This window comes from Cypionkella aquatica (assembly GCF_030161095.1).
Lineage (GTDB): Bacteria > Pseudomonadota > Alphaproteobacteria > Rhodobacterales > Rhodobacteraceae > Cypionkella > Cypionkella aquatica.
Genome location: NZ_BSPP01000003.1, coordinates 121,096 through 147,528 on the forward strand (window position 1 = coordinate 121,096; position 26,433 = coordinate 147,528).

Genomic DNA, 26,433 nt, shown 5'->3' on the forward strand with positions numbered 1-26,433 from the left:
TAGCCCCAAACCGCCCACACCTGCCCCGGAAGCCAAGGCGAAAAGCACTCTGATCAAGCACCATGCCACGCGCCTTCAAATCATCCGCTTGCACCAAACCGATTTTTCGCGGCAAAAACCGTGGCCCCGGCAGCGCAATGTTTGACCTATCCCAACTGGCACAAACCGTCACCCAAAACGGCCCCACCGCCCGCGTCGTCATCGCCGCCCACCAAGGCTCCTCCCCCCGCGAAGTCGGCGCGGCCATGCTGGTCTGGGCCACAGGCCAATCTGGCACCATCGGCGGCGGCGCGCTGGAACATCAAGCCACCGAACAGGCCCGCGCCCTGCTGCGAAGCCACGGCAAATCCCTCACCCACACCGCGCTTGGCCCGAAACTCGGCCAATGCTGCGGCGGCGCGGTCACCCTGTTCACCGAGGTGTTCACGCTGGAAACCCTGCCCGAACCCGCCCCCCTGATCGCCCGCCCCACCAGCGACCAACCGATGCCGCTCGCCGTCAAACGCCTGCTGAGCACCGCCCGCAATCAAGGCATGCGCCCCGGCCCGCAGCTGCTGCAAGGCTGGATGATCGAGCCCCTGTCGGCCCCGCAGCGCCACCTTTGGATCTGGGGCGCAGGCCATGTTGGTCGCGCCCTAGTCCACACCCTCGCCCCGCTGCCCGATCTGCACATCACATGGATCGACACAGCGCCCGACCGTTTCCCCGACGCCATACCTGATAACATCACCGCCCTGCCCGCGCCAAACCCCGCCAACGCCGTCGCCCTCGCGCCGCACCATGCCGAGCATCTGATCCTCACCTATTCCCATGCGCTTGATCTCGACCTCTGCCACCGCCTGCTGCTGCACGGCTTCCAAAGCTGCGGCCTGATCGGCAGCGCCACCAAATGGGCGCGCTTCCAATCCCGCCTGAAAGCCCTCGGCCACGCGCCGCATAGCATCGCCAAAATCACCTGCCCCATTGGTGACCCATCCTTGGGAAAACACCCGCAAGCCATCGCCATCGGTGTCGCCACCCACCTGCTGCGCCCCGGCGCAAAAGCCGCCCAAAGTCTCACCGCTTGACGACCACGACAAAACTGCCAACCCTGCACCAGACCTTCAAGGGGCACATATGTTCGACCTGATCCTGCGCCGCGCCAACCTGCCCGATGGCCGCAAAGCCCAAGACATCGCCATCCGCGACGGCAAAATCGCCGAAATCGCCCCGAACATCGACGCCACCGCGCAAGAAGAAATCGACGCCACGGGCCGCCTCGCCAGCCCGCCCTTCGTCGACCCGCATTTCCACATGGACGCCACCCTCTCACTTGGCCTGCCCCGGATGAACCGCTCCGGCACGCTTCTGGAAGGCATCGCGCTTTGGGGCGAACTTCGCCCCACCCTGACCATCGATGCGCTGGTAAGCCGCGCCCTGCGCTACTGCGACCTTGCCGTAACCCAAGGCTTGCTGGCGATCCGCACCCATGTCGATACCTCTGACCCCAAACTCACCACCGTGCAGGCGATGCTAGAGGTGCAGCAAAAGGTCAAACCTTACATAGACTTGCAACTGGTGGCCTTCCCGCAAGACGGCTACTTCCGCGCCCCCGAAGGCGTGCAATCGCTGACCCGCGCGCTGGATATGGGCGTCAACATCGTCGGCGGCATCCCGCATTTTGAGCGCACCATGGCCGAAGGCCAAGCATCGGTCGAAGCCCTCTGCCGCCTTGCCGCCGAGCGTGGCCTGCCCGTCGATATGCACTGCGACGAAACCGACGACCCCCAGTCCCGTCACGTCGAAACCTTGGCCCAACAGACCATCCGCCATGGGCTACAAGGGCGTGTCGCAGGCTCGCACCTGACTTCGATGCATTCGATGGACAATTACTATGTCTCAAAACTGATCCCGCTGATCGCGGAATCCCAGATGAACGTGATCCCCAATCCGCTGATCAATATCATGCTGCAAGGCCGCCACGACAGCTACCCCAAACGCCGCGGCATGACCCGCGTGCCGGAACTGATGGCCGCAGGCATCAACGTCTCGTTCGGGCATGATTGCGTGATGGACCCGTGGTATGCGATGGGCTCGGGCGATATGCTTGAGGTCGGCCATATGGCGATCCATTCCGCGCAGATGGGCAGCCTTGAAGACAAAACCAAGATCTTCAACGCCCTGACCATCAACTCCGCCAAAACCATGGGGCTGGAAAACTACGGCCTCGCCCCCGGTTGCAACGCCGACCTGATCCTGCTGCAAGCCCGCGATCCGGCCGAGGCGTTGCGCCTGAAAGCCACCAAACTCTTGGTGATCAAATCCGGCAAAATCATCGCCCGCACCGCGCCCCGCATAGGCAGCTTGTTCCTCGATGGCCGCCCGTCTGACATCGACCCCGCGATTGGCTTCGCGCCAGATTACTAGGCGAGGCTCTCGCGCTCAAACCACGGAGCCTCCGGCGGGAGTATTTAGAAAAGAGCAACTGCTTCAGGAATTGCTCTTTTCTAAATACTCCATCCTATTCTGGCTCCGCGCCGCTCCTCCCAGCCAAAAAGCCGCTCAACAGGCAGGTCAGCGCCTCAATGGCCTTGGGCAAAATCACCTCCGGTTGCGGGCTGGCAGCCACCCACAAAGCGGCGTTCAACGCAGCGCCATTTATTAGCCGGGCGGCGGCCTCGATGTCGACGGGCTTCAAAAGGCCCTCCGCTTGCAGCAGAGCAATCTTCTGCCGAGTCGCGGCAAGGCAGGCATTCTGGCTGGGCCATTGCGATGGATCGCCGAGAAAGGCCGGCCCATCCAGCAACACGATCCGCTGAATTTCAGGGTCTAAAGCTAACTGGATATAGGCCGTGCCCTCCGCGATCAGCCCCTGCCACACCGACGGCGCATCCACCGCCGCCGCCTGCGCTCGCTGCGCCATCTCACCATCAACTTGCGCCACAACCGCAGCCAACAACCCCTTCTTGTCGCCAAAATTGTGATAGAGCGCGCCACGCGTCAGGCCAGCCCCGGCGGTCAACTCATCCATCGACGCTTCGGCAAAGCCTTGCTCTGCAAAAGCTTTACGCCCAGCCGTGATCAGTTTGGCGCGGGTTTCTTCCATCATTTCTGTGCGACGTTTTGCGGCCATTTCACCCTCACTCACATACGATGCGTATCCATATTGACATACGATCCGTATGCCTTATAGATAACATACGCTCCGTATATAAAATTCCAAGCAGAATGTGTAGCAGCTTCTGCATCGGATTTCCCGAACAGCAACCGCAACCAAACCCAAAAAGGATTTCCAAATGACACAGCGCAGCGCCGTCTTCCCGGCCAACCGTCACGCGCTTTACGAAGCGCATGGCTATTCCGCCGCGATCCGCTCGGGCGATCTGTTGTTCGTCTCAGGCCAAGTCGGCAGCCGCGCGGATGGCAACCCGGAGCCGAATTTTGAGGCTCAAGTCCGGCTGGCCTTTGCCAATCTGAGCGCCACACTTGCCGCCGCTGGCTGTAACTTCGATGATATCGTCGATATCACCAGCTTCCACACTGACCCCGAAAACCAGTTCGCAACCATCATGCAGGTCAAAGCCGAGATCTTCGCGGCACCACCCTATCCAAACTGGACGGCCCTCGGGGTGACTTGGCTGGCGGGTTTCGACTTTGAAATCAAGGTGATCGCGCGCATTCCCGATTAAACTCAGGCGCATGACAGGCTGAGCAGTTCAGGCCCGGCCTTTCTGATCCCAGAGATGGGGGAGCCTTGCAGACAGCAACTCATAGGGTGCTGTCCGCGCTGCAGACGCCGATTTATGGCTGCATAAATCGTGACGATTTATGCAGCCATAAATCGCTATCCCCAAACCCCGACATGTACCAAAGCCGCTTCCTCCTCCAGCATCGGCCCGATCACCTCGACCTGCCGCTGCCCCGCCGCAAACACCACCCGGCAGGGCAAATCCAAGGTTGGGTTTTCGGGATGATTGCCGGTGATCTCCTTCAAATGATGCTCTGACATCCCATAAACAACCCGCTTCAACCCGGTCCAATAAATCGCCCCGGCGCACATCGCACAGGGCTCTGCCGAGGTGTAAATCGTGCATTCCCGCAGCAATTCCATCGGCAAACTTGTTGAGGCCCGTGTCATCAGCACCCGTTCGGCATGCCCGGTCATATCGTGATCCGGCATGAATGCATTGTGCTGCGTCATCAGCACCGCACCATCCGGCCCGACCAGTATAGAGGCGAACGGATGCACCCCAGCCTCGCGCGCCTTTAGCGACTCGGCAATCGCCAGCCGCAACAGTGCCACATGATCCAGTTCCGTGCCCGCCATCGCCCACTCCTGTTGCAGCCAAACCTGACACCAAGGCTGGCCGTATCTGGTTGGGCAATCAAGCCAAGTCTCACTCAAATTCTGCGGTATAATTCAGCAACTGCTTCGCTCTATGCCTGAAAATACATCGCCCGCTTGCAGCAGGATCAAGCTTCGCGCTCAAACTCTCTCATTCAACATACTGATATTGCTGATATCTATGCCCAAATCCCAAGGCCAGATTTCCACCCGATCCCGGCACGCGGCGCTTGATAGCGCAAAGCCATCCGGTCTAACCTTGCCAAATAAATTTGCGCAAAAACCGGGCATCCACGCCCGACCGCGAAACCCTGAAACACCGCCGCTTTCAAGAAAAACCATCGCAATTACCGGCCCGAAACTTGAAAGTCTTTCAACTGCAAACCGCATAGCCCGCAGCCTTGCCACAGTGTCCACTACGCCACCCGCCCGACCCAGAGGAAACGAGCCAACGATGCAAACGCCGCCACGCCTTGACCTTTCGGGCATTACAAAACGCTTCCCCGGTGTGCTCGCCAATGATCAGGTCAGCTTTGCGGTGCAACCCGGTGAAATCCACGCCCTGCTTGGCGAAAATGGTGCTGGCAAATCGACCTTGGTGAAGATGATCTACGGCATTATGCAGCCCGATGCCGGGGTGATCCGCTGGAACGGCGCGCCAATCACCATCGCCAACCCCAAAGCCGCGCGCAAACTTGGCATCGGCATGGTGTTCCAACATTTCTCGCTGTTTGAGGCGATGACGGTCTTAGAGAATATTGCCCTCGGCATGGATGCCAAAATCCCCGCCCGCGATCTTGAGGCAAAGATCGTCGCGGTGATGCAGCAATATGGGTTGAAGCTGGAACCCCACCGCATCGTCTCGACCCTGTCGGTGGGCGAGCGTCAACGCATTGAAATCGTGCGCGCTTTGCTGTTGAACCCCAATCTTCTGATCATGGACGAGCCGACTTCGGTGCTGACCCCGCAAGAGGTCGAACAGCTGTTCGTCGTGCTGCGGCAACTGGCTGCCGAGGGCTGCTCGATCCTGTATATCTCTCATAAACTGCACGAAATCAAAGCCTTGTGCGATACCGCCACCATCTTGCGCGGCGGCAAGCTGGTCGATACCTGCGATCCTGCGGTGGAAACTTCGCGCTCGATGGCCGAAAAGATGATCGGCGGCAGCCTAAAAGACATTCAACGCGGTGAAGGCCGGGCTTTGGGCAAACCCAAGCTGATCGTGCAAGGGCTTTCCGTGCCAAAAGACGGCCCCTTTGGTGTCGCGCTGAAAGACATTGGTTTTTCGGTGAAAGCAGGCGAGATTTTTGGCATCGCGGGCGTTGCGGGCAATGGCCAGAACGCGCTGCTGCTGGCACTGTCCGGCGAGGTTGCCGCCCAGAACGCCGAAGCGATCTATGTCGATACCACTTGTGTCGGCGCGCTCAGCGCCAAGCAACGCCGCTTGGCTGGCATGGCGTCCGTCCCCGAAGAACGCAACGGCCACGCCGCCGTGCCCGATTTCAGCCTGTCCGACAACGCCATCCTGACCGCCCGCGATCGTATGGGCATGGTCTCGGGCGGCATGGTCAACGCCCGCACCGCCAAAACCTACGCGGGCGAGGTTATCACTGCGTTTTCCGTCAAAGCCACCGGACCCGCCGCCATGGCCGACAGCCTGTCCGGCGGCAATTTGCAAAAGTTCATCATGGGCCGCGAGATCATGCAGAAACCGCAGGTTCTGGTGGTAAGCCAGCCGACATGGGGCGTTGATGCGGGCGCTGCCGCTGCGATCCATCAGGCGCTTGTCGATCTTGCCGCCACGGGGTCCGCCATCGTGGTGATCAGCCAAGACCTTGATGAGTTGCTCTCGCTTTGCGACACCCTCGCCGTGATCAATGAAGGGCGGCTGTCGAACCCGATGCCTGTCGCCGGCGCCAATATCGAAGAAATCGGCCTGCTCATGGGCGGCATCCACGGTGAAACCCAAACCCCGGAGCTATCCCATGCGTCTTAAGCTGGAAAAACGCCCGGCCCCCAGCACCTTCATGTTGATCGCCACCCCGATTGCTTCGGTGCTGCTCACCATGCTGATCGGCATGATCGTGTTCGACGCCATCGGCATCAACGGCCAGCGCGCCGTGGTCGACATCTTTCTCACCCCCGTGCTTGCCAGCTACAAATGGCAAGACGTGGCGGTGAAAGCCGCGCCCTTGATCATCATTGCGCTTGGCCTCTCCATCGGAAATCGCGCACAAATCTGGAACATCGGTGCCGAGGGCCAATATGTGCTGGGCGCATTGTTCGCCGCAGCTGTCGGCCTATATGCTGGCCCTGATGCGGGTGCTGCGACGCTGATCCTGATGATCCTCGCAGGTATCATCGGCGGGGCTGCTTGGGCCGCCATCCCCGCGCTGCTGAAAACCCGCTGGGACGTGAACGAAATCTTAACCTCGCTGATGCTCACCTACGTGTCCTTCCAAGTGCTGGGCTTTCTGGTCGGCGGCCCGTGGAAAGACCCCAACGGCCGCAACTTCCCCGCCACCGCCCCCCTGCCCGAGGGTCTGACCCTGCCGATCCTGTTTCCCGGATCGACCGTTCACCTCGGCGTCGCCATCGCGCTGATCCTGCCGTTTCTCTTCTGGATCCTCATGTCCCGCTCGGTCTTCGGCTTTCAGATCCGCGTCGTAGGCTCCGCCCCGCATGCTGCCCGCCACGGCGGCTTTGACGCCAAACAAACCATCTGGATGGCACTGCTGATCGGCGGCGGCATGGCGGGTCTTGCCGGTGCGCTGGAGTTCACCGGCTCGCTCAAAGCCATCGGCTTGGGCTTCCCCTCCGGCTATGGCTTCACCGCCATCATCGTGGCCTTTCTGGGTCGGCTGCACCCGATCGGCTGCCTGATCGCGGGGATCGTGCTGGCAATCACCTATGTCGGCGGCCAAGTCGCCCAAACCACCGTCCATATCCCGAACTCCACCGCTGGCATCTTCCAGGCCATGATGCTGTTCTTCATCCTCGCCTCTGACATTCTGATCCGCTACCGCGTCCGGGTGATCAAAGCCAAACCGTCAGGAGCGCAGGCATGAGCCCGGAATTCGCCATCGCCTCAATCGTCACCATAATCGGCCTGACCACGCCGATCCTGCTGGCAGGATTGGGAGAGTTGATCACCGAAAAATCCGGCGTGCTTAATCTCGGGGTAGAGGGCATGATGCTGATGGGCGCGATCTGCGGTTTTGCCGCCACCGCCGCCACCTTCAACCCATGGCTTGGCGTGATCGGCGCTGCGGCGGGCGGCGCGCTGTCTTCGATGCTGTTCGCCGTGCTCGTGCTGCAACTGAACTCTAACCAAGTCGCTACTGGCCTCGCGCTTTCGATTTTTGGCACCGGGCTGTCCTCGCTGATCGGGCAAAGCTTCACCGGACGTATCGTGCCGCAATTCGGCTCGATCTTCCCCGACATCTTGGCAAAAGACCCGATCTGGAAGCTGCTGTTCGGCTACTCGCCGCTGGTCTATTTCGCGCTGATCATGGTGCCCCTGACCGCTTGGTTCCTGAAATCCACCCGCGCCGGGCTGATCCTGCGCGCGGTTGGCGAAAACGACCATTCCGCCCATTCCATCGGCTATTCGGTGATCGGCGTCCGCTATGCCGCCATCGCTTTCGGCGGCGCTCTGGCGGGCATTGGCGGTGCCTATTTCAGCATGGTGATCACCCCGATGTGGGCCGAAAAGATGACCGCAGGCCGCGGCTGGATCGCACTGGCCCTCGTGGTTTTCGCCGGATGGCGCACCGGACGCTTGCTGGTCGGCGCGTATTTCTTCGGCTTCCTGATGTGGCTGGAGCTGTTCGCCAAGGCCAATGGCTTTGGCGACAGCCTGCCAATCCTGCAAGAGATTCCCTCGCAATTCTGGGCGGCGATGCCCTATGTTATGACCATCGTGGCGCTGACCCTGATCTCGTCGCGCGGCAATGTCGGGGCCTCTGCCCCCGCCTGCCTCGGCAAGCCTTTTCTACCCTCGACCTAAAAACACCAACTGGGAGACTAAAATGACGACACTCAACCGTCGCAGCCTGATGAAAGCCGTGGGCGCTGCCGCCACGCTTTCGCTGGTCGGCACCGCCGCCCGCGCCGAAGACAAGGTGAAAATCGGCTTCATTTTCTTGGGGCCGATTGGCGACTATGGCTGGACATGGGCGCATAACAAAGGCCGCGAGGCGATTGACGCGGCACTCGGCGACAAGGTCGAGACGCTGTATGTCGAGAACGTCGCCGAAGACGCCTCGGCCATCCCGGTGATCCGCGATCTGGCCCAGCAGGGCTGCAAGCTGATCTTCACCTGCTCTTACGGCTACATGGATCAAACCCTTGAAGTCGCAAAAGAATTCCCGGATGTAAAGTTTGAACACTGCACAGGCTTCAAACGCGCCGACAACGTCGCCACCTATAATTCCAAATTCCACGAAGGCCGCGCCGTTTTGGGAACCATCGCGGGCAAAATGTCGAAATCCGGCACATTGGGCTATCTCGGCTCGTATAAAGTGCCCGAAGTGGTGCTGGGCGTGAACGCCTTCACCTTGGCGGCCCAAAAGCAAAACCCGGCAGCGACCGTGAAACTGGTGCTGATCGACAGCTGGTTCGACCCGCCGAAAGAAGCCGCCGCCACCGACACCCTCGTCAACCTTGGCTGCGATATCGTCACCACCCACACCGACAGCCCCGGCCCGCTGCAAATCCTTGAGCAAAAAGGCCTCTACGGCTTTGGCCAAGGTGCCGATATGTCTGCCTTCGCGCCAACCGCCCACCTGACCGCGATCGAAGACATCTGGGGCCCCTATTATGTGCAGCGTGCCCAAGCCATCGTTGACGGCACATGGACTTCGACCGACACATGGGACGGCATGAAAGAAGGCACCGTGGTGATGGCGCCTTACAACGCCGCCGTGCCCGCCGATGTGGTGGCCTTGGCCGATGCGGTGCAAGCGGGCTACAAAGACGGCAGCTACGACATCTTCACCGGCCCGATCTTCGATCAGGATGGGGTTGAGAAGGTAAAAGCCGGCGAGATCATGACGCTGGAGCAACTCGCCACCATTGATTGGTTCGTCAAAGGCGTCGAAAGCGCCTCCTAAGTCAAACCCATGTGCCGCCTCGGGCCCCATCGAGGGCCCCGAGGCGGCGCTGCCGATCGCCATATCTGCCACCGCGCGCGGGTTGCAGGCGTTGAACCCTCCGGGGGGAGTATTTTAAAAGAGCAATCCAAAGCGCCGCAGCAAAGCAGTTGCTCTTTCTTAAATACTCCCCCCGGAGGGATCCCCCGCGCCATCTTCGCAACCATTGCAATCTCATCGCCGGCAGCGCCGTTGAGCGGGCCCTCGATGGGCCCCGAGACGGCTGTGGGGTTTGGGCTGATCGGTCAAACTGCTTGAACCTGCACGGCATTTCTTCAATCCCCCCTTGTATTCGCCGCCGCCTTGCCAACCAATCACCGCAGTAAAACGGGGGCGCATATGCAAACAGATTTTCTCATCATCGGCGGTGGCATTGCTGGCACCTCTGCCGCAGCGCGGCTATCGCATCATGGCAAAGTCACTTTGCTGGAGGCAGAAGCCACCCTTGCGCATCATGCTTCGGGGCGTTCGGCTGCGCTTTATGAACCCCGCTATGGGCTGGCCCCGGTGGTCGAGCTGTCGATCGCCTCGGGCGACTATCTGCGCGCGCAGCCCAATGTGCTCTCGCCGCGTGGGCTTATGATCCTTGGCCGCCCCGGCGAAGATAGCGCATTTGAACATGACATCGCCGACATGCACCTGCCCGAAATTCCGTTCGAGCAAGCCCACGCCCTCGTGCCGATCCTGAACCCCGAAACCGTGACCCGCGCCGCCCTCGCCGATCACGCCTGGGACATCGACACCGATCTGCTGTTGCAAAACTTCGTCCGCGAAGCCCGCACAAACGGTGCCACGTTTCATCTGAACGCCCGGGCCACCGCGATCAGCAAAACCGCCACTGGCTGGCGCGTCACCACAGCCACTGGCACCTATGACGGCGCTATCCTGATCAACGCTTCCGGCGCTTGGGTTGACCACACCGCAGCCCTCGCAGGGATCAAGCCATTGGGATTCCAACCCAATCGCCGCTCGATGGCCCGTATCCCCGCTCCCGGCGGCCATGATGTCAGCCAATGGCCGATGATGTTCGGCTGCGGTGAGACTTGGTATGCAAAACCCGACGCAGGGGCTTTGATCGTCTCGCCCGCCGAAGAACACCCGATGGAGCCGCACGACGCCTGGGCCGATGATATGGTGCTGGCCGAGGGCCTTGCCCGCTACGAAGAATTTGTCACCGAACCCGTCACCAAACTGCTGTCCAACTGGGCCGGTCTGCGCACCTTCAGCCCGGACCGCGTTTTGGTGATTGGCCCCGATGCGACAGACCCCACGTTCTTCTGGCTGGCAGGCCAAGGCGGCTATGGCTTTCAATCCAGCCCCGCCGCCAGCCAACTCGCCGCCGATCTGATCGCAGGCCAGCCACCCAGCGCCAGCGCAAGCCTGATCGCCGCGCTGTCCCCCGCCCGCTTCGGCTGACCGCTGCGGATTCTCGCCGAGCCGCGCATTTCCCCGGCTGACAAAGCCTGCAGGCTCTGCGAGTTTGCGCAATGTCCCAGATTCTGACCCGGCTGACCGCCCTCGCCCTGATCGCCCTGCTTGCAGCCTGTGGCGGCCGTAACGCGCCCCCGCAGCGCGACGCGGCACCCACGAACAATGCGCCAACGCGCGCCAATTTTGGCGAGGCCAACCCGCAGGACTTTGGCCGCGTCGGCCCGCAAAACCACCGGGTCCACGGCATTGATGTGTCAAAGTTCCAGCCTTCGATTGATTGGCCGACCGCCCGCGACAATGGGGTGAATTTCGCCTTCATCAAGGCAACCGAGGGCGGCGATCAGGCCGATCCGCTGTTTGACCAACACTGGCAAGGGGCCGCCCGCGCAGGCATCCCGCGCGGCGCTTATCACTTCTTCTATCACTGTCGCCCGGCGATTGAGCAAGCCCGCTGGTTCATCGCCCATGTGCCGCGCACCCGTGGCGCGCTGCCCCCGGTGCTGGACATGGAATGGACCCCAACCTCGCCGACCTGCCGGGTCCGCAACAGCCCGGAACATATCCGGTCAGAGGCGCAGATCTTTATCCGCGCGCTGCAATCGCATTACGGCCAGCGCCCGATTCTTTACACGGCCATCGACTTTTTTGAGGACAATCAGATGTGGCGCGTGCAAGGCGCTGATTTCTGGCTGCGCGCCGTGAAGGCCCATCCTAAAGACCTTTACGCAGGGCAACATTGGACCTTCTGGCAGTATAGCGGCACGGGCTATGTGCCCGGTATCGCTGGCAAAACCGATCTGAACGCCTTCGCAGGTTCTGCGCGTGATTGGACCGCATGGCTGGCGGCCAATCAGCACTAATCAACGCCGCCGTTCTTGCCCGTTTTGTTCGAAAACAAATCGGGCCGCGCCTGCCTGCCCTCGGCAGGCGCGAGTCCGCGCCACTCCAAGCAGTCGCGCCCCGATTTCCAACCCGACGGTTTATGGCACAACGCCCCTTGCTTGACGGCGTTCAGCCTTACAAGCAACGCACCGGAAAACTCTGCCCCGCAGCGTTTTCTGCCGGTTCGAGCCTGCCCCAATGGTCGGAAAACCAAAAGCAAAAGGCGGCAGGATCACTCCCGCCGCCCCAATGCCTCAGGCCTTGGTCAGATCAGCCATCCACCCGGATGCGCGCGTTCGACGGATCAAACGGGCTGTCCTCGACCACCACCGCATCCCACAGCTCAAGGTTCATCCGCACCTTCAGCTTGGTGCCGACTTCCGCCAGATCAGGGCGCACATAGCCCATGCCGATTTGCTTGCCGAAGGCCACCGAATAGCCACCCGAGGTCAAACGGCCAATCTTCACGCCGTCCAGCAGCAGCGCCTCTTTGCCCCACGGATCGGTGTCGGCAGGCCCATCAATCAACAACGTGCAGCATTTCGAGCGGATGCCGATATCCAGCATCGCCTGCTTGCCTTGGAAATCCTTTTTCAGATCGACAAACCGATCCAAAGCGGCCTCCAACGGCGAGGCATCGCGGCCCAACTCGTTGCCGAAAGCCCGATACGATTTCTCCTGCCGCAACCAGTTCTGCGCCCGCGCGCCGACCAGCTTCATCCCGTGCTTTTCGCCCGCCTTCAGCAGCAGATCCCAAAGATAGCGCTGCATCTCAATCGGGTGGTGCAATTCCCAGCCCAATTCGCCGGTATAGGCCACGCGGATCGCATTGACCGGGCACATGCCCAACTCGATCCGCCGCGCCGACAGCCACGGGAAGCGCTTGTTCGACAGCGCAGTTTCCGGGAACTCGTCCTTGATCACCTCGGCCAGAATTTTGCGCGCATTCGGCCCAGCGATGGCGAACACGCCCCACTGCGTCGTCACATCATGGATTTCGATATAGCCAAACTCGGGTGCCTTATCTTCCGCGCATTTGCGCAGGTAGTCGGCGTCGTAAGCGGTCCAAGCCCCTGCCGAGACAAGGTAATAATCATTCTCGCCATTGCGGACGATGGTATATTCCGTGCGCGTGGTGCCAGCGGGCGTCAGCGCGTAGGTCAGGTTGATCCGTCCCACCTTCGGCAAGGTGTTGCAGGTGAACCAATCGAGGAACGCCGTCGCCCCCGGTCCTTTGACCACATGCTTGGTGAAGGCAGTGGCATCAATCAGACCAGCGGTTTCGCGGATCGCCTTGGCCTCATCCACCGCATATTGCCACCAGCCACCACGGCGGAAGCTGCGCGATTTGTGGTCGAAATCTTCCGGTGCATTCAGCGGCCCGTAATAGATCGGACGCTCCCAGCCATTCACCTGACCAAACTGCGCGCCCAAAGCCTTCTGACGGTCATAGACCGGAGCGGTGCGCAAAGGCCGCGCCGCTTCGCGCTCTTCATCCGGGTGGTGCAGGATGAAGACGTGATCGTAGCATTCCTCATTCTTGCGCGCCGCGTATTCCGTGGTCATCCAGTTGCCATAGCGGCGCGGGTCCAGCGACGCCATGTCGATCTCGGCCTCGCCATTCACCATCATCTGCGCCAGATAATAGCCGGTGCCGCCCGCAGCGGTGATGCCGAACGAGAAGCCCTCGGCGATCCACATATTGCGCAGGCCCGGAACCGGTCCCACCAGCGGGTTGCCATCCGGGGTGTAGCAGATCGGACCGTTGAAATCGTCTTTCAAACCAACCACTTCCGACGACGGCAAGCGGTGGATCATCGACATGTATTCCGCCTCGATCCGCTCCAGATCCAGCGGGAACAGATCGGCGCGGAAGCTGTCCGGCACCGAATATTCAAACCGCGCCGGGGCACCCTTTTCATACGGCCCCAAGATCCAGCCGCCACGCTCTTCGCGGACATACCACTTGGCATCCGCATCGCGCAGAACCGGGTGTTCGGGGTTATTCTTGCGGTATTCGACCAGCATCGGATCGGGCTCGGTCACGATGAACTGGTGTTCCACCGGAATCGCCGGAATCTTGATCCCCAACAGCCGCGCCGTGCGCTGCGCATGGTTGCCAGTGGCCGTCACCACATGCTCGGCCCGGATTTCAAACTTTTCTTCCGAACCGATCAGATTGCCACCCTGCTCGACCATCCGCGTGCAAGACACGATCCACTCAGACCCCGTCCACTTATAGCCGTCCACCTGCACCTTGCGCTCGATCGTCACGCCATGCTGACGCGCGCCCTTGGCCATCGCTTGGGTCACATCCGCGGGGTTAATATAGCCATCCTGCGGATGATACAGCGCGCCCACCAAATCCTCGGTGCGCAGCAGCGGCCAACGCTCTTTCATCTGCGCGGGCGTCAGGAATTCATGATAAACTCCAGCGGTTTCCGCCACCGATGAATAGAGCATATACTCATCCATCCGCTCGGCACATTGCGCCATCCGCAGGTTGCCAACCACCGCAAAGCCTGCATTCAGGCCGGTTTCAGCCTCCAGCGACTTATAAAAATCGACCGAGTATTTATGGATATGCGTCGTCGCATACCCCATGTTGAACAACGGCAGCAGCCCCGCCGCGTGCCAGGTCGAGCCGCTTGTCAGCTCGTCCCGTTCCACCAGCATGGTATCCCACCCGGCCTTGGCCAGATGATAAGCAATGCCGTTGCCGACCGCACCACCGCCAACAACCAGCGCTTTGACATGAGTCTTCATAAACTATCTCCGAATGGGATTTGGCCCATATGTGCCCGAACGCAGGCAACGCGGGCAAGGCTGTCCGACACAAGACAGATAAAAACGACATGAGTGGTAAAAAGCGGCATGACGGTCGTTGTCATTTGCAAATGCGTGGCCCCCAGCTAGCCTGACCGCATCAATAGGGAGCCCCCGATGCGCCTGCCTTCATTTCAGCTGCCTTCGTCACGCCTGCCCGCAATTCTGCTTGCCCTCACGCTGGCCACCCCGGTCTGTGCCGAAAACGGCGTCTATGTCTGGAACGACCCGGTCTCGCAGTCGATCCGCATGCTGCGCTTTGCCGAGGCTGATTTCACCAACGCCACCGCAGGTTACACGCTGCAAGATCTCAGCCCGGTTTCGTCAACCATGACGGGCGTAGACTATGGCGGCACAGCGATCGGCCTCTGCCGGCAAGAGTTGAATGGCAATGACGCCCCCGCCTGGCTGTCGGGCTTTGATCTGGACGGCAAACAGCGCTGGAAAAAGCCAGCAGGCGATTACCTGCCCGCCATCGAAGCCCTTCTGCCCAAAGGCTATCAAACCGGAGAGGATGTCGGCTGGTTCACCTTCTCATGCAAAGATGCAGGCGCGGGCGCGCGGTCTGGTGTGCTGGCGTTTGATGTCGGCTTTTCCGCAGGCAAGCCCGAGGCGGATGGCTTCGTGCGCCGCGATGATGCGTTGGATTTCACAGCGCGACTGTATCTGTCGCCCAAAACCGGCAAGGTTCTGGACGCGGCCTTGGTGGAAAACCGCGCCTCGCGGTTAAAGCTGGAGCCGAACCCAAAGCAGCAGCTTTACGTCGATGCCGCGCATCAGGTGCTGTTTTTCATCGCCGACGGCCCCGGCGTGATGGTGCCGAAGGGCGGTCGGGGGCAGTTGCTGTGGAACGACACCCCCATCATGTGGCAGGGCCGCGCGCAGGTGTTCGGCACAGATTTCGCATGGTATCTGCCCGTCAAACGCCCCGACTGACCTGAACCTGAGCGAGACGATTTTTGACAAAAACCCTAGCCAGTCCTACCCTCGCCGCATCCGGCCAAACACCGCCGCCAAGGCGAAGATCACCGCAGCCGCTGACACGATCGACGGCCCCGCGGGCGTGTCTTGCCACAAAGACCAGCGCAGCCCCACCAGACAGGACAGCACGCCAAACCCCGCCGCATAGGCGGCCATGCTTTCCGGCGTCCGCGCCAGCCCCCGCGCCGCCGCCGCCGGGATAATCAGCATCGCGGCGATCAACAACGCGCCCACGATCTTCAGCGCCACCGCCACCACCAACGCCAAAGCCAGCGTCAGAACCAACCGCTCACGGTCCGGGTTCAGCCCCGAGGCATGCGCCAGATCCTCGTTCAGCGTCGCCGTCAGCAGCGCCTGCCAACGCCAGCCCAGCAGCGCCACCACCAGCAACGCACCGGCCCAGATGAACCCCAGATCAGCCTTCGACACCGCCAGAATATCGCCGAACAGATAGGTCGACAAATCCGCCCGCACCCCCGGCACATAGGAAATCGCCACCAATCCAAACGCCAAAGCCGAATGGGCCAGCACCCCAAGCGTCGTATCCATCGCCCAACCGCGCGCCGCCAAAGTCGAAACCAGCGTCGCCATCGCCAGCGCCACAAGCAGCGTGCCCACGCCAATCGGCAGATGCAACGCCAACGCCAAAGCCACGCCCAGAATTGCCGCGTGGCTGGTGGCATCGCCAAAATACGCCATCCGACGCCAGACCACGAACGACCCCAGCGGCCCCGTCGCCAGCGCCAGCCCCACCCCGGCCAAAGCCGCCCTTACCAAGAAATCATCAAGCATGATTATGTCCATGATGCGGGTCGCTTGGCGCGCGCCCGAATGCGTCCACCAGATCGGGCTCGTGGCTATGATCATGGCTGTGCTGATACAAAGCCAACGCCCCCTGCGATCCCAGCCCAAACAACGCCCGATATTCCGGCGCATTTGACACCACCACGGGCGAGCCTTGGCAGCAGATATGCCCGTTCAAACAGATCACCCGATCCGACGCCGCCATCACCACATGCAAATCATGAGAAACCATCAGCACGGCCGCCCCAGTCTCGCGCCGCACCTCGTCGATCAGCCGATAGAAACCCGCCTCGCCGGGCTGATCCAGCCCTTGCGTCGGCTCGTCCAAAATCAACAGCTGCGGCCGCGCCAGCAGTGCCCGCGCCAACAACACCCGCTGAAACTGCCCGCCGGAAAGCCCGACCATCTGCCGCGCCTCGACCCCCGGCAGTCCCACCCGCGCCAGCGCCGCCGAGGCATCGGCATCGCCCACCCGCACGGGCAGCGACAAAAACCGCCGCACCGTCATCGGCATCGACCGATCAATGCTCAGCTTTTGCGGCACATAGCCCAAACGCAACCCCGGCGCGCGCGTCACCCGCCCAGCCGACAGCGGCAAAATCCCCAGCAAGGCCCGCAGCAATGTCGATTTGCCCGAGCCATTCGGCCCCAGAATCGTCACGATCTCCCCCGGCTCAATCGCCAAGCTCACATCAGACAGCACCGGCTCGCCGCCAAACTGCACCGTCACGCCTTGCGCAGAAAGCAAGCTCATGCCGCCACCTGACAGCTGGGGCACAAGCCCAATGCCTCGATGGTGGATCGTTCAATCACAAAGCCGCTGGTCGCCGCCGCCGCTTGCAATGCCACCATCACCGGTGCGGCTGGCGCTTCGGCCACCACATTGCAGACCCGGCAAATCAGAAACGCCGGCGCATGCGCCTCGCCCGGATGCATACAGGCGGTAAAGGCGTTCAGACGGCGAATACGATGCGCAAGCCCTTGTTCTTCCAGAAAATCCAAGGCGCGATAGGCCACAGGCGGCTGGTTGCCAAAGCCCTCGGCGGCCAGCCTTGTCAGCACATCATAAGCCCCGAGGGCGCGATGCTCTTCCAGCAAAATCTCCAGCACCCGCCTGCGCACCGGGGTCAGCCGCAAGCCTTTTTCGGCGACCAAAGCCTCGGCCCGGCCCAAAGCATCGGCGGCGCAATGCGCGTGGTCATGCGCCGCAAAGGCCAGATCCGGCGCGTCGCAACCCGGACAAGCGTGATGATCATGCGCCATATCGGCCCCTTGACATGTTATACTATAACAAACATAACGCCCCTCGTCGCCAAACAAAAGGCCCTCCCGATGCGTTATATCATATCCCTCACGCTTGCCACCCTGCCAACGCTTGCACTTGCCGAAGTGCCAAGGGTCGTCACCGACATCCCCCCCATCCACGCGCTGGTGTCGCAAGTGATGGGCGACCTTGGCACCCCGGTGCTGCTGCTGGAAAAGGGCGCTGACGAGCATGATTTCCAACTCCGCCCCAGCCAGATGCAAAGCATCGCCGACGCCGACACCGTGATCTGGGTCGGCCCCGAACTGACCCCGTGGCTTGACCGCGCGCTGGTTGACAGCAAGGCCGTCTCGCTGCCGCTGCTGGACGCAAAGGCAACCAAAACCCAACCCTACCCCGAGGGCCAAGCCGAGGAAGAAGACGCTCACAACCACGACCACGCAGACGAATCCGGGCTCGCAGACAAAGCCGATCATGCAGACGAAGCCGATCACGCAGACGAAGACGGTCACGCAGAAGGGCACTCCCATGCCCACGACGGCACCGATCCGCACGCATGGATGAACCCAGACAACGCCGCGATCTGGGTTGATCTGATCGCCGCCGACCTTGCCGCGCTCGACCCCGAACATGCCGCCACCTACGCAGCCAACGCCACCACCGCCAAAGCCCGCATCACCGCGATGGATGGCGAGATCACCACGCAACTGGCTGCGATCAAAGACAAACCTTTTGTGACCTTCCACGCCGCCTACGGCTATTTCGCCGCCCATTACGGCCTTGCGCACCACGGATCACTGGCGCTTGGCGATGCCACCACCCCCGGCGCGGCCAAACTCACCGCCTTGCAAGCCGAGCTGAAATCCGGCGCCTACACCTGCGCCTTCCCCGAGGTGCAACACGACCCCGCCCTGCTGACCCAACTGATGCAAGGCACCGCGACCAAACTGGGTGAGCCGCTTGATCCCGTAGGCTCCTCCCTGCCCTGCGGCCCCGATGCCTATGACACTTTGATGCGCAGCATCGCCACCAATCTCGCCACCTGCCTGAACGGCTAACCCCTTGACCTTGTGGCGGCGATGGTCCCTCATCGTCGCCAACAAGGGGGACATATGGCATATTTCGGCACAACCAAATCCGGCGAAACCGTTGAGAAAATCACCCTCACCGCAGGCGATCTGACCGCCCAGATCCTGACATGGGGCGCGGTGCTGCAATCCGTCCGCCTTGTCCAAATCCCCCACGACCTCACCCTCGGCTCCGACCACCTCGCCGACTACGAAGGCGATCTGCGCTACCACGGCTCGATCATCGCCCCCGTCGTCAACCGCCTGACCAACGCAGCAGCCCCGCTGCACGACGAAACCCTGCACTTCCAAGTCAATTTCAACGACCAGCACACCCTACATTCCGGCGACGCAGGCACCCATCTGAAAGTCTGGGAAATCCTCCAAGCCACCGAATCCGACTGCCGCCTCGCCCTCACCCTGCCCGCAAACGAAGGTGGCTTCCCCGGCACCCGCCGCATCACCGCCCATTTCCAGGCCCAAGCCCCCTCCACGCTGCGCCTGACCATCACCACCACGACCGACGCCGACACCCTGCTAAACGCCACCAACCACAGCTACTGGAACCTCGACGGCACAGCCGACTTCACCGGCCACTCGCTGCAGATCCATGCCGACCACTACCTGCCCACCACCGATGAATTCATCCCCACCGGCGAAATCCGCCCCACCACCGATATGTTCGATTTCCGCAACCCCAAGCCGCTTACCCCGCACCAACCCGATCTCGATAATTGCTTTTGTCTCAGCCAAAGCCAGCAGCCGCTGCGCGATGTCCTGATCCTGACCGGCCAATCCGGCACCCAACTGACCGTGGCGACGACAGAGCCCGGCATCCAGATTTACGACTGTCGCCACGACCACTACAAAGGCCTCGCCATAGAGGCTCAAGGCTGGCCAGATGCCCCGAACAAACCCGGCTTCCCGCCGATCACCCTGCGCGCAGGCGAAACCCTGACGCAAATCACCGAATGGCGCTTCGCCCGCTAAACCACCCCCACCCTGAAACAGTTGAAACAAAAGGTGCAGCCGCAGCCCCTTCCCCTTGCCCGCCGCAAACTTTAATCCTGTCAGCGCTAACAGGGGGGCAAGCATGCAACAGGCACAAACCGGACGCTGGGCCGTGGCAGCAATGTTTGCCACCAACGGCTTTGTCATGGGCGCATGGGCACCGCAAATCCCGCTGCTGCTGACCCGCCATGACATCACCACCAGCATGCTTGGCCTGCTGATCCTTGGTCTGGGCTTGGGCGCAGTCGCCGCCATGCTGTTCGCCGGTCGCCTGATCCAAACCTATGGCTCGCGCAGCATCGCCCGCGCCTTCGGCCTTGCCACCGCCCCCGCCCTGCCGCTGGTGGTCTTGGCCCCAAACCTGCCGTTGCTGGCCCTCGCCATGGCGCTGATGGGCGCGCTGATCGGCTGCATGGACGTGGCAATGAACGCCAATGCCGTCGAGGTCGAGCGCCGCTTGGGCCGCGCCATCATGTCGTCCAGCCACGGATTCTGGAGCTTGGGCGGCTTCGTCGGCGGCATCGCTGGCAGCTATGTCATCGCCAAATTCGGCGCTGAATCCCAAGCCCTCACCGTGGCGGCACTGGCCCTGATCACTGTGTTGCTGGCAGGCCCGAAACTGCTCGCCGATGCGCCGCACCCAACCGAGACCAAGCCCGAACCGCATGCCTTGTTTCCCCGCGACGCCAGCCTGTGGATCCTCGGCTTCATGGCGCTGTTCTGCATGGTGCCAGAAGGGGCTGTGCTCGACTGGGCGGCGATTTATCTCAACCGCGAACTCGGCGCCGATCTGTTCCGTTCGGGTCTGGGATTTGCCGGTTTCGCCGCCACCATGGCGCTGATGCGCTTTGCCGGGGATCGTCTGCGCAATCGGTTCGGCGCGGTGAAAACCCTGCAAATCTCGGGGCTTATCTCTGCCGCAGGCCTTCTGGGTGCGGGGTTTGCTCCCAATGACATCACAGCCATCGCCTGCTTTACCTTCGCAGGTTTGGGCGTGGCCAATATGGTGCCGATCCTGTTTTCCGCCGCAGGCAACCACCCCGGCATGGCCGCCGGAGCCGCAATTTCCACCGTCACCATGGTCGGCTATGCGGGCATCCTGATCGCGCCCTCCAGCATCGGCTTTATCGGCGATCACATCGGCTTTCGCGCCACCTATGCGGCTCTCGCGGTGGTCTTGCTGATCGTCACCGCCCTCGCCCCCCGGGTCAAAGCCGCCGATGGTCTGAAGCCGCTCTGACCCATTCACACTGGCCTAAATACTCCGGGGGAGGCGCTCTTTGCGCCGGGGGCAGAGCCCCTTCTGCATGCGGCAAAGCCGCCCCTGCGGCGCAGCCGTAGAAAAACAACGTCGCCTTGGCGACACCGCTGGATCACCCGCCGCTCAAAGCGCGACTTGTGCTAAAATCTCATCCACACTTGCCACCCGCGCGAACTCGCCATCCAGATTGGCCAAGGTCATCTCCAGCACATCCACAGCTGCCACTTCCCGGCCATCGCGCAAAATCTGGCGGAAGTTGATCAGCGCATCTCCCACCACCGTGGTGGCATAGCCCAGATTGCCCGCCATCCGCGTCGTGCTTTCCACGCAATAATTCGCAGCCCCGCCAATCACGACCAGATCGGTAATGCCTTGCGACGCCAGATGATCGCCCAAGCCCGTGCCGATAAACCCGGACGAGCCTTGCTTGATGAACACCCGCTCACCCGCCAGCGGTGCCGCACAGGGCTGCACCGCTGAACCGGGCTGATCAGCGTGAAAACTGTCGCTGGGATTTGGGTCGTGGTGATGCACATGCACCACCGCCAACCCTTTGTCACGAAAGGCTTTCAGCAAAGCCGCAATGCTGGTTTCGGCATCTGGATTGCCCCAGACAAAGCCCTTGGCCCGCCGTTCGACAAAAGCCATCTGCACGTCGATCACCAGCAGTGCCGTCGCCATGTTACGCCCCCAGAAAATCCGTCTTGCCGATCTCAACACCATTGGCGCGCAGGATGTTGTAGCAGGTCGACATGTGGAAATAGAAATTCGGCACCGCAAAGCCGTGGTAATATTGCGCCGCCGGGAATGACAATTCACGCGGCCCCGCTTTCACGCTGATCGTGCGCGCGCCTGCATCTTTAAACGCCTCCGCCGGGATCGTCGCGATGAAAGCGATGGTCTTGGCGATACGCTCCTGCAACTCGGCCAGCGTGGTTTCGGTATCGGCAAAGCTTGGCACCTCAAGCCCTGCCAGCCGGGCCGATGCGCCCTTGGCATGGTCGCAAGCAATCGTCACCTGCCGCCACAGTGGCAGCATATCTGCGATCAGACGCAGGTTCGGGATCACCTCGGGCTTCAGCTTTTTGGCTTCGGCAAAGGCTTCGGCCTTCTCAAGGATCTTTGAAAAAGCGGTCAGCGAATGGGTGAAGAACGGAACAGGATTTTGCATAGGGGCCGGCCTTTCGGGCAAGGTTTCTGGCCGTCAGAAAGGGCCAGAAACGCCGCGATTGCAAGGCCCCAGATCAGGCCCGGGTCACAGGATGGCTGCGCGGACAAAGCTTAACAAAGTCTGAACGCCCCCCTGTAACCCATTGATTCGTATAAAGCGCAAGCCCTGTCCACGCGTGGACAGCCAAACCTTAAACTCCCAGACACCAGCGCATCACAGCTTTCTGAGCATGAAGCCGGTTCTCCGCCTCATCAAAAATCACCGAATGAGGCCCGTCCATCACCGCCGAAGTCGCCTCATCATTGCGGTGCGCAGGCAGGCAATGCATGAACAAAGCATCCGGCTTGGCGCGGCTCATCAGCGCCTCGTTGACCTGATAGGGCCGCAGCTGATTGTGGCGGCGTTCCTTTGCCGATTCCGGGTCATGCATCGACACCCAAGTGTCCGTCACCACCAGATCCGCGCCGGTGATCGCCTTGATCGGATCGCGCTCGATCGTCACCCGGCTGCCCTTTTCGCGGGCAAAGCCGATAAACTTGCCTTCCGGGTCCAACGTCTCTGGCCCGGTAAAGGTGAAATCAAAGCCAAACTGCCCCGCCGCATGCAGGAACGACCCGCAAACATTATTGCCGTCGCCCGCCCAGACCACCTTCTTGCCCGCAATCGGCCCGCGATGCTCTTCATAGGTCATCACATCCGCCATGATCTGGCAGGGATGCGTGCGGTTGGTCAGCCCATTGATCACCGGCACCGTGGCGTGTTCGGCCATCTCCAGCAGCGTCGCTTCCTCAAAGGTGCGGATCATGATCAGATCGACATAACGGCTCAGCACCCGCGCCGTATCCGCAATCGTCTCCCCATGGCCAAGCTGCATTTCCTTGCCCGACAGCACCATCGTCTGCCCACCCAACTGCCGCACGCCGACATCGAAAGACACGCGGGTGCGGGTCGAGGGTTTCTCGAAAATCAGCGCCACCATCCGCCCCGCCAGCGGCTGGTCATCATCCGGCGTGCCCTTGGGGCGGTTGTTGCGCGCGGTTTTCATCGCATGCGCCGAGTCGATCATCGCCCGCAAATCGCTGGCGTCGGTTTTGTGGATATCTAGGAAATGTTTCATCTAACGTCTCATTGCTGGCGAGCGCCGGGGCCTGTCCGCCCCCGGACCCCCGAGGATATTTTTACACAGAGGATGACCAAAGGGTCAGCCGAATACTCGTCGGGACGCACAAAGCGCCGCTTCCGCGCTGGGGTGGATCAGCCGCATTTATGCAGCCTCGATCCGGGCCGCAGCGCGATCCAGCCGCGCCAAAGCTTCGACAATATCAGCTTCGGGGATGTTCAACGCGGGCAGCAACCGCAGCACGTTATCGGCCGCAGGCACCGTCAGCAAATGCTCGGCATAGGCGGCTTTGACGATATCGAGGTTGGACGCCTTGCATTTCAACCCCAGGATCAACCCCTGCCCGCGCACCGCTTCAAACACTTGCGGATGCGAGGCGACCAGCCCCTCAAGCCCCTGCCGGAACTGCGCAGCCTTGCGGGAAACCGCATCAAGAAAGCGATCCTCGGCGACAATTTCCATCACCTTCGCACCGACCGCACAGCCCAGCGGATTGCCGCCATAGGTCGAACCATGCGTGCCTGCCACCATGCCGCGCGCAGCATTTTCCGTCGCCAGCACCGCGCCCAAAGGAAAGCCACCGCCGATGCCCTTGGCGACCATCATGATATCGGGGGTCACCCCCGACCATTCATGCGCGAACAGCTTGCCCGTCCGGCCCACGCCGCACTGCACCTCGTCGAAAATCAACAATGTCCCGGTTTCATCGCACAGATCGCGCAGGCCCTTCAGGCATTGATCCGGCACCACCCGGATACCGCCCTCGCCCTGCACAGGCTCGATGATCACAGCACATGTGCGGGTGGTGATCGCCGCCCGCAGGGCATCGTGATCGCCCCATTTCAACTGGCGGAACCCCGGCATCAGCGGCCCAAACCCCTTGACCATCTTTTCCGAGCCCGCCGCCGCAATCGCCCCGGTCGAGCGGCCATGGAACGCACCTTCAAACGCCAGAATCTCGACCCGATCAGCCTGATCGTTGTCATAGTGATATTTGCGGGCCATTTTCAGCGCCAATTCACAGGCTTCTGTGCCCGAATTGGTAAAGAACACCGTATCGGCAAAGGTGTTTTCCACCAACATCTCGGCCAGCTTTTCCTGCTGCGGGATGCGGTAAAGGTTAGAGACATGCCACAGCTGCCCCGCCTGTTCGCTCAATGCGGCCACCAGCGCCGGGTTGGCATGGCCCAAGGAATTCACCGCAATCCCTGCGCCCAGATCCAGATATCGGCTGCCATCCTCTGCCGTAAGCCAAGACCCTTCGCCTTTGACAAAAGCCATCGGCGCGCGGTTATAGGTGGGCAAAACTGCAGAGATCATGGGCAGGGCCTTTCACGAGGAAGCCTAGGCGTAGCCAAGGACAATGGGGGAAGTCAACGAGGGATGACCCAAACGCGGGCCAAAGCGGATCAAACGTCAGGCTTATCAGCGCTGGCGTCGGGGACGGGCAATAAAGGCGGTCCGGGTGATCATGGCGCAGCACTAGCGGATGCGCCCCCGCCTGTAAATCCATTTAAGCAAGGCCGGGTCTAAAATTAAGCAAGGCCCGGTCTAAAATCTGCGCTTGCGCAGACGCGGTTCATATTGATGCAAACTGGTTTTGAAACACACTATCTGGTAGATGCCGCAGCCTAGTGTGGTTGGATGCTCAATAGGCACAAGTCTGTCCCCGCTGGGACAAACGCAAGGAAACCACCGCAACGCCGCGCTAAATCAAGGCCCGCGCCAAACGGTTCTGCCGCTCGATCAGCACGGGCAAATCCAGCGTGGCCATCCTGCCATCCAGCACCACCGCGCGGCCTTCGACGAACAGATCACGCACCCTTGTCGGCCCGCACAAGATCAAACTGGCCACCGGATCCCACGATCCTGCCGCCTCGATCCCCGACACATCCCAGATCGCAATGTCAGCGCGCTTGCCAACCGCAAGCGCACCGCAATCGTCGCGCCCCAGCACTTTCGCCCCGCCCAAAGTGGCAATCTCCAGCGCCTCCCGCGCCGACATCGCATCCGCGCCACGCGACACCCGCTGCAACAGCAGGCTCTGCCGCGCCTCAAGGATCAGATTGCCCGCATCATTGCTGGCCGAACCATCCACCCCCAGCCCGACCTTTACCCCGGCATCCCGCATCGCCCTGACCGGGGCGATCCCCGACCCCAGCCGACAGTTCGAGCACGGACAATGCGCCACCCCCGTGCCCGATCTTGCGAACAAATCAATCTCGCCCGCATCCAGCTTGACGCAATGCGCGTGCCAAACATCATCGCCCGTCCAGCCCAGATCCTCGGCATATTGCCCCGGACGACAGCCGAATTTGGCTAGGGAATAGGCGATATCTTCGTCATTCTCGGCCAGATGGGTGTGCAGCATCACACCCTTGTCGCGCGCCAAAAGCGCCGCATCCCGCATCAGATCACGGCTGACCGAGAACGGCGAACACGGCGCAATCCCCACCCGCACCATCGACCCCTCACGTGCATCATGGAAACGGTCGACCACGCGGATGCAATCCTCAAGGATCGCCGCCTCGCGCTCCACCAGACTGTCCGGTGGCAACCCGCCATCCGAAACCCCAATGCTCATCGCGCCCCGGGTGGGGTGAAACCGCAAGCCAACCTCGCCCGCCGCCGCAATCGTATCATCCAACCGCGCCCCATTCGGAAACAGATAGAGATGATCCGAGGTCAGCGCGCAGCCAGACAAGGCCAATTCCGCCAGCCCGACCTGTGCCGAGACAAACATCTCCTCCGGCCCGAACTTCGCCCAGATCGGATAAAGCGTCTGCAACCAGCCAAACAACAGCGCGTCCTGCCCGCCCGGCACCGCCCGCGTCAGGGTTTGATACAAGTGATGATGGGTGTTGACCAAACCCGGCGTGACCACGCAACCCGCGGCTTCCACAACTGCTCCGGTGGTGGAAAGCCCCTGCCCCACAGCGGCAATCACCCCGCCCCGGATCAACACATCGCCGCCCGCAATCTCACGCCGCGCGCCGTCCATCGTCACCACGACATCGGCGTTCTTGATCAGAATTTCAGGCATGATTTCCCCTTCACACCACCCCCTTCGGTGGATCAGGCACAGCACGACAGAAGGGGGAGTGAAGGACTCGCGCAGCCTCAAACTACCAAAGCCAA

General features: G+C 61.5%; 25 protein-coding genes. 13 read left to right on the forward strand and 12 right to left on the reverse strand.

The genetic code is table 11. The features are described from left to right. Positions 1-137: 137 nt before the first annotated feature. Complete coding sequence (xdhC, locus tag QQJ98_RS03335) at positions 138-1,067, forward strand: xanthine dehydrogenase accessory protein XdhC (protein WP_284323908.1); 930 nt, start codon at positions 138-140, stop codon at positions 1,065-1,067. A 49-nt stretch (positions 1,068-1,116) separates the two neighbouring features. Next, positions 1,117-2,406 (forward strand): amidohydrolase family protein, encoded by a 1,290-nt coding sequence (locus tag QQJ98_RS03340; protein ID WP_284323909.1) that lies wholly within the window; start codon positions 1,117-1,119, stop codon positions 2,404-2,406. A gap of 94 nt (positions 2,407-2,500) precedes the next feature. Here QQJ98_RS03340 and QQJ98_RS03345 read toward each other — a convergent pair whose 3' ends face one another. Then, positions 2,501-3,112, reverse strand: coding sequence for a TetR/AcrR family transcriptional regulator (locus QQJ98_RS03345; protein WP_284323910.1), 612 nt, complete (start codon positions 3,110-3,112; stop codon positions 2,501-2,503). A 163-nt stretch (positions 3,113-3,275) separates the two neighbouring features. On the opposite strand from QQJ98_RS03345, the gene QQJ98_RS03350 reads away from it, so the two are divergent. Further along, a complete protein-coding gene (locus QQJ98_RS03350; RefSeq protein WP_284323911.1) occupies positions 3,276-3,668 on the forward strand; it encodes a RidA family protein in 393 nt (130 codons plus the stop codon). Between the two features lie 155 nt (positions 3,669-3,823). On the opposite strand, the gene QQJ98_RS03355 is transcribed toward QQJ98_RS03350, so the two are convergent. Both QQJ98_RS03355 and QQJ98_RS03360 read right to left on the reverse strand, forming a co-directional pair. Beyond that, positions 3,824-4,306 (reverse strand): nucleoside deaminase, encoded by a 483-nt coding sequence (locus tag QQJ98_RS03355; RefSeq protein WP_284323912.1) that lies wholly within the window; start codon positions 4,304-4,306, stop codon positions 3,824-3,826. A 159-nt stretch (positions 4,307-4,465) separates the two neighbouring features. Then, entirely contained in the window at positions 4,466-4,714 is a 249-nt protein-coding gene (locus QQJ98_RS03360; RefSeq protein WP_284323913.1) for a hypothetical protein, read from the reverse strand. A 64-nt stretch (positions 4,715-4,778) separates the two neighbouring features. Here QQJ98_RS03360 and QQJ98_RS03365 point away from each other — a divergent pair, with 64 nt between their 5' ends. From QQJ98_RS03365 to QQJ98_RS03390, 6 genes are all read left to right on the forward strand, one after another. Further along, complete coding sequence (locus QQJ98_RS03365; RefSeq protein WP_284323914.1) at positions 4,779-6,320, forward strand: ABC transporter ATP-binding protein; 1,542 nt, start codon at positions 4,779-4,781, stop codon at positions 6,318-6,320. Continuing rightward, positions 6,310-7,392, forward strand: coding sequence for an ABC transporter permease (locus tag QQJ98_RS03370; protein ID WP_284323915.1), 1,083 nt, complete (start codon positions 6,310-6,312; stop codon positions 7,390-7,392). Before QQJ98_RS03365 ends, QQJ98_RS03370 begins: the two co-directional genes overlap by 11 nt. Next, positions 7,389-8,333 carry an ABC transporter permease gene (locus QQJ98_RS03375; protein ID WP_284323916.1) on the forward strand — a complete coding sequence of 315 codons (945 nt, stop codon included), beginning with the start codon at positions 7,389-7,391 and terminating at the stop codon, positions 8,331-8,333. The genes QQJ98_RS03370 and QQJ98_RS03375 overlap by 4 nt, the downstream gene beginning before the upstream one ends. 22 nt (positions 8,334-8,355) lie before the next feature. After that, positions 8,356-9,438, forward strand: coding sequence for a BMP family ABC transporter substrate-binding protein (locus QQJ98_RS03380; RefSeq protein WP_284323917.1), 1,083 nt, complete (start codon positions 8,356-8,358; stop codon positions 9,436-9,438). Between the two features lie 378 nt (positions 9,439-9,816). Then, a complete protein-coding gene (locus tag QQJ98_RS03385; RefSeq protein WP_284323918.1) occupies positions 9,817-10,893 on the forward strand; it encodes an NAD(P)/FAD-dependent oxidoreductase in 1,077 nt (358 codons plus the stop codon). A gap of 80 nt (positions 10,894-10,973) precedes the next feature. Continuing rightward, positions 10,974-11,768: a glycoside hydrolase family 25 protein gene (locus tag QQJ98_RS03390; RefSeq protein WP_284323945.1), complete on the forward strand. Its 795-nt coding sequence runs from the start codon at positions 10,974-10,976 to the stop codon at positions 11,766-11,768. Between the two features lie 292 nt (positions 11,769-12,060). Here the strand turns inward: QQJ98_RS03390 and QQJ98_RS03395 are convergent, their stop codons facing one another. Continuing rightward, positions 12,061-14,556 carry a GcvT family protein gene (locus QQJ98_RS03395; protein ID WP_284323919.1) on the reverse strand — a complete coding sequence of 832 codons (2,496 nt, stop codon included), beginning with the start codon at positions 14,554-14,556 and terminating at the stop codon, positions 12,061-12,063. 177 nt (positions 14,557-14,733) lie between these two features. Between QQJ98_RS03395 and QQJ98_RS03400 the strand changes: the two genes are divergently transcribed. Continuing rightward, a complete protein-coding gene (locus tag QQJ98_RS03400) occupies positions 14,734-15,552 on the forward strand; it encodes a hypothetical protein (protein ID WP_284323920.1) in 819 nt (272 codons plus the stop codon). Positions 15,553-15,597: 45 nt separating this feature from the next. Here QQJ98_RS03400 and QQJ98_RS03405 read toward each other — a convergent pair whose 3' ends face one another. Genes QQJ98_RS03405 through QQJ98_RS03415 form a run of 3 tightly spaced genes read right to left on the reverse strand, consistent with a single transcriptional unit; the run spans position 15,598 to position 17,664 of the window. After that, complete coding sequence (locus QQJ98_RS03405) at positions 15,598-16,389, reverse strand: metal ABC transporter permease (protein WP_284323921.1); 792 nt, start codon at positions 16,387-16,389, stop codon at positions 15,598-15,600. Beyond that, positions 16,382-17,155, reverse strand: coding sequence for an ATP-binding cassette domain-containing protein (locus tag QQJ98_RS03410; protein WP_284323922.1), 774 nt, complete (start codon positions 17,153-17,155; stop codon positions 16,382-16,384). Before QQJ98_RS03410 ends, QQJ98_RS03405 begins: the two co-directional genes overlap by 8 nt. Then, a complete protein-coding gene (locus QQJ98_RS03415) occupies positions 17,152-17,664 on the reverse strand; it encodes a Fur family transcriptional regulator (RefSeq protein WP_284323923.1) in 513 nt (170 codons plus the stop codon). The genes QQJ98_RS03410 and QQJ98_RS03415 overlap by 4 nt, the downstream gene beginning before the upstream one ends. A gap of 69 nt (positions 17,665-17,733) precedes the next feature. On the opposite strand from QQJ98_RS03415, the gene QQJ98_RS03420 reads away from it, so the two are divergent. The 3 genes from QQJ98_RS03420 to QQJ98_RS03430 all read left to right on the forward strand — a co-directional run bounded on the left by QQJ98_RS03420 (position 17,734) and on the right by QQJ98_RS03430 (position 20,983). Further along, on the forward strand, positions 17,734-18,723 hold the full coding sequence (locus tag QQJ98_RS03420) for a zinc ABC transporter substrate-binding protein (RefSeq protein WP_284323924.1): 990 nt from the start codon (positions 17,734-17,736) through the stop codon (positions 18,721-18,723). A gap of 54 nt (positions 18,724-18,777) precedes the next feature. Further along, positions 18,778-19,722 (forward strand): aldose epimerase family protein, encoded by a 945-nt coding sequence (locus QQJ98_RS03425; RefSeq protein WP_284323925.1) that lies wholly within the window; start codon positions 18,778-18,780, stop codon positions 19,720-19,722. A gap of 103 nt (positions 19,723-19,825) precedes the next feature. Then, positions 19,826-20,983, forward strand: a complete 1,158-nt coding sequence (locus QQJ98_RS03430; protein WP_284323926.1) for an MFS transporter — start codon at positions 19,826-19,828, stop codon at positions 20,981-20,983. 144 nt (positions 20,984-21,127) lie between these two features. Here the strand turns inward: QQJ98_RS03430 and QQJ98_RS03435 are convergent, their stop codons facing one another. The 5 genes from QQJ98_RS03435 to QQJ98_RS03455 form a co-directional block, all read right to left on the reverse strand. Then, the gene (locus QQJ98_RS03435) at positions 21,128-21,685 is read right to left on the reverse strand and encodes an isochorismatase family protein (RefSeq protein WP_284323927.1); all 558 of its coding nucleotides are present in this window, start codon (positions 21,683-21,685) and stop codon (positions 21,128-21,130) included. Position 21,686: 1 nt separating this feature from the next. Further along, complete coding sequence (locus QQJ98_RS03440; protein WP_284323928.1) at positions 21,687-22,175, reverse strand: DUF1993 domain-containing protein; 489 nt, start codon at positions 22,173-22,175, stop codon at positions 21,687-21,689. Between the two features lie 190 nt (positions 22,176-22,365). Continuing rightward, positions 22,366-23,292: an ornithine carbamoyltransferase gene (argF, locus tag QQJ98_RS03445; protein ID WP_284323929.1), complete on the reverse strand. Its 927-nt coding sequence runs from the start codon at positions 23,290-23,292 to the stop codon at positions 22,366-22,368. A gap of 147 nt (positions 23,293-23,439) precedes the next feature. Then, entirely contained in the window at positions 23,440-24,615 is a 1,176-nt protein-coding gene (locus QQJ98_RS03450; RefSeq protein ID WP_284323930.1) for an aspartate aminotransferase family protein, read from the reverse strand. 388 nt (positions 24,616-25,003) lie between these two features. Next, positions 25,004-26,338: an 8-oxoguanine deaminase gene (locus tag QQJ98_RS03455; protein ID WP_284323931.1), complete on the reverse strand. Its 1,335-nt coding sequence runs from the start codon at positions 26,336-26,338 to the stop codon at positions 25,004-25,006. Positions 26,339-26,433 lie beyond the last annotated feature (95 nt).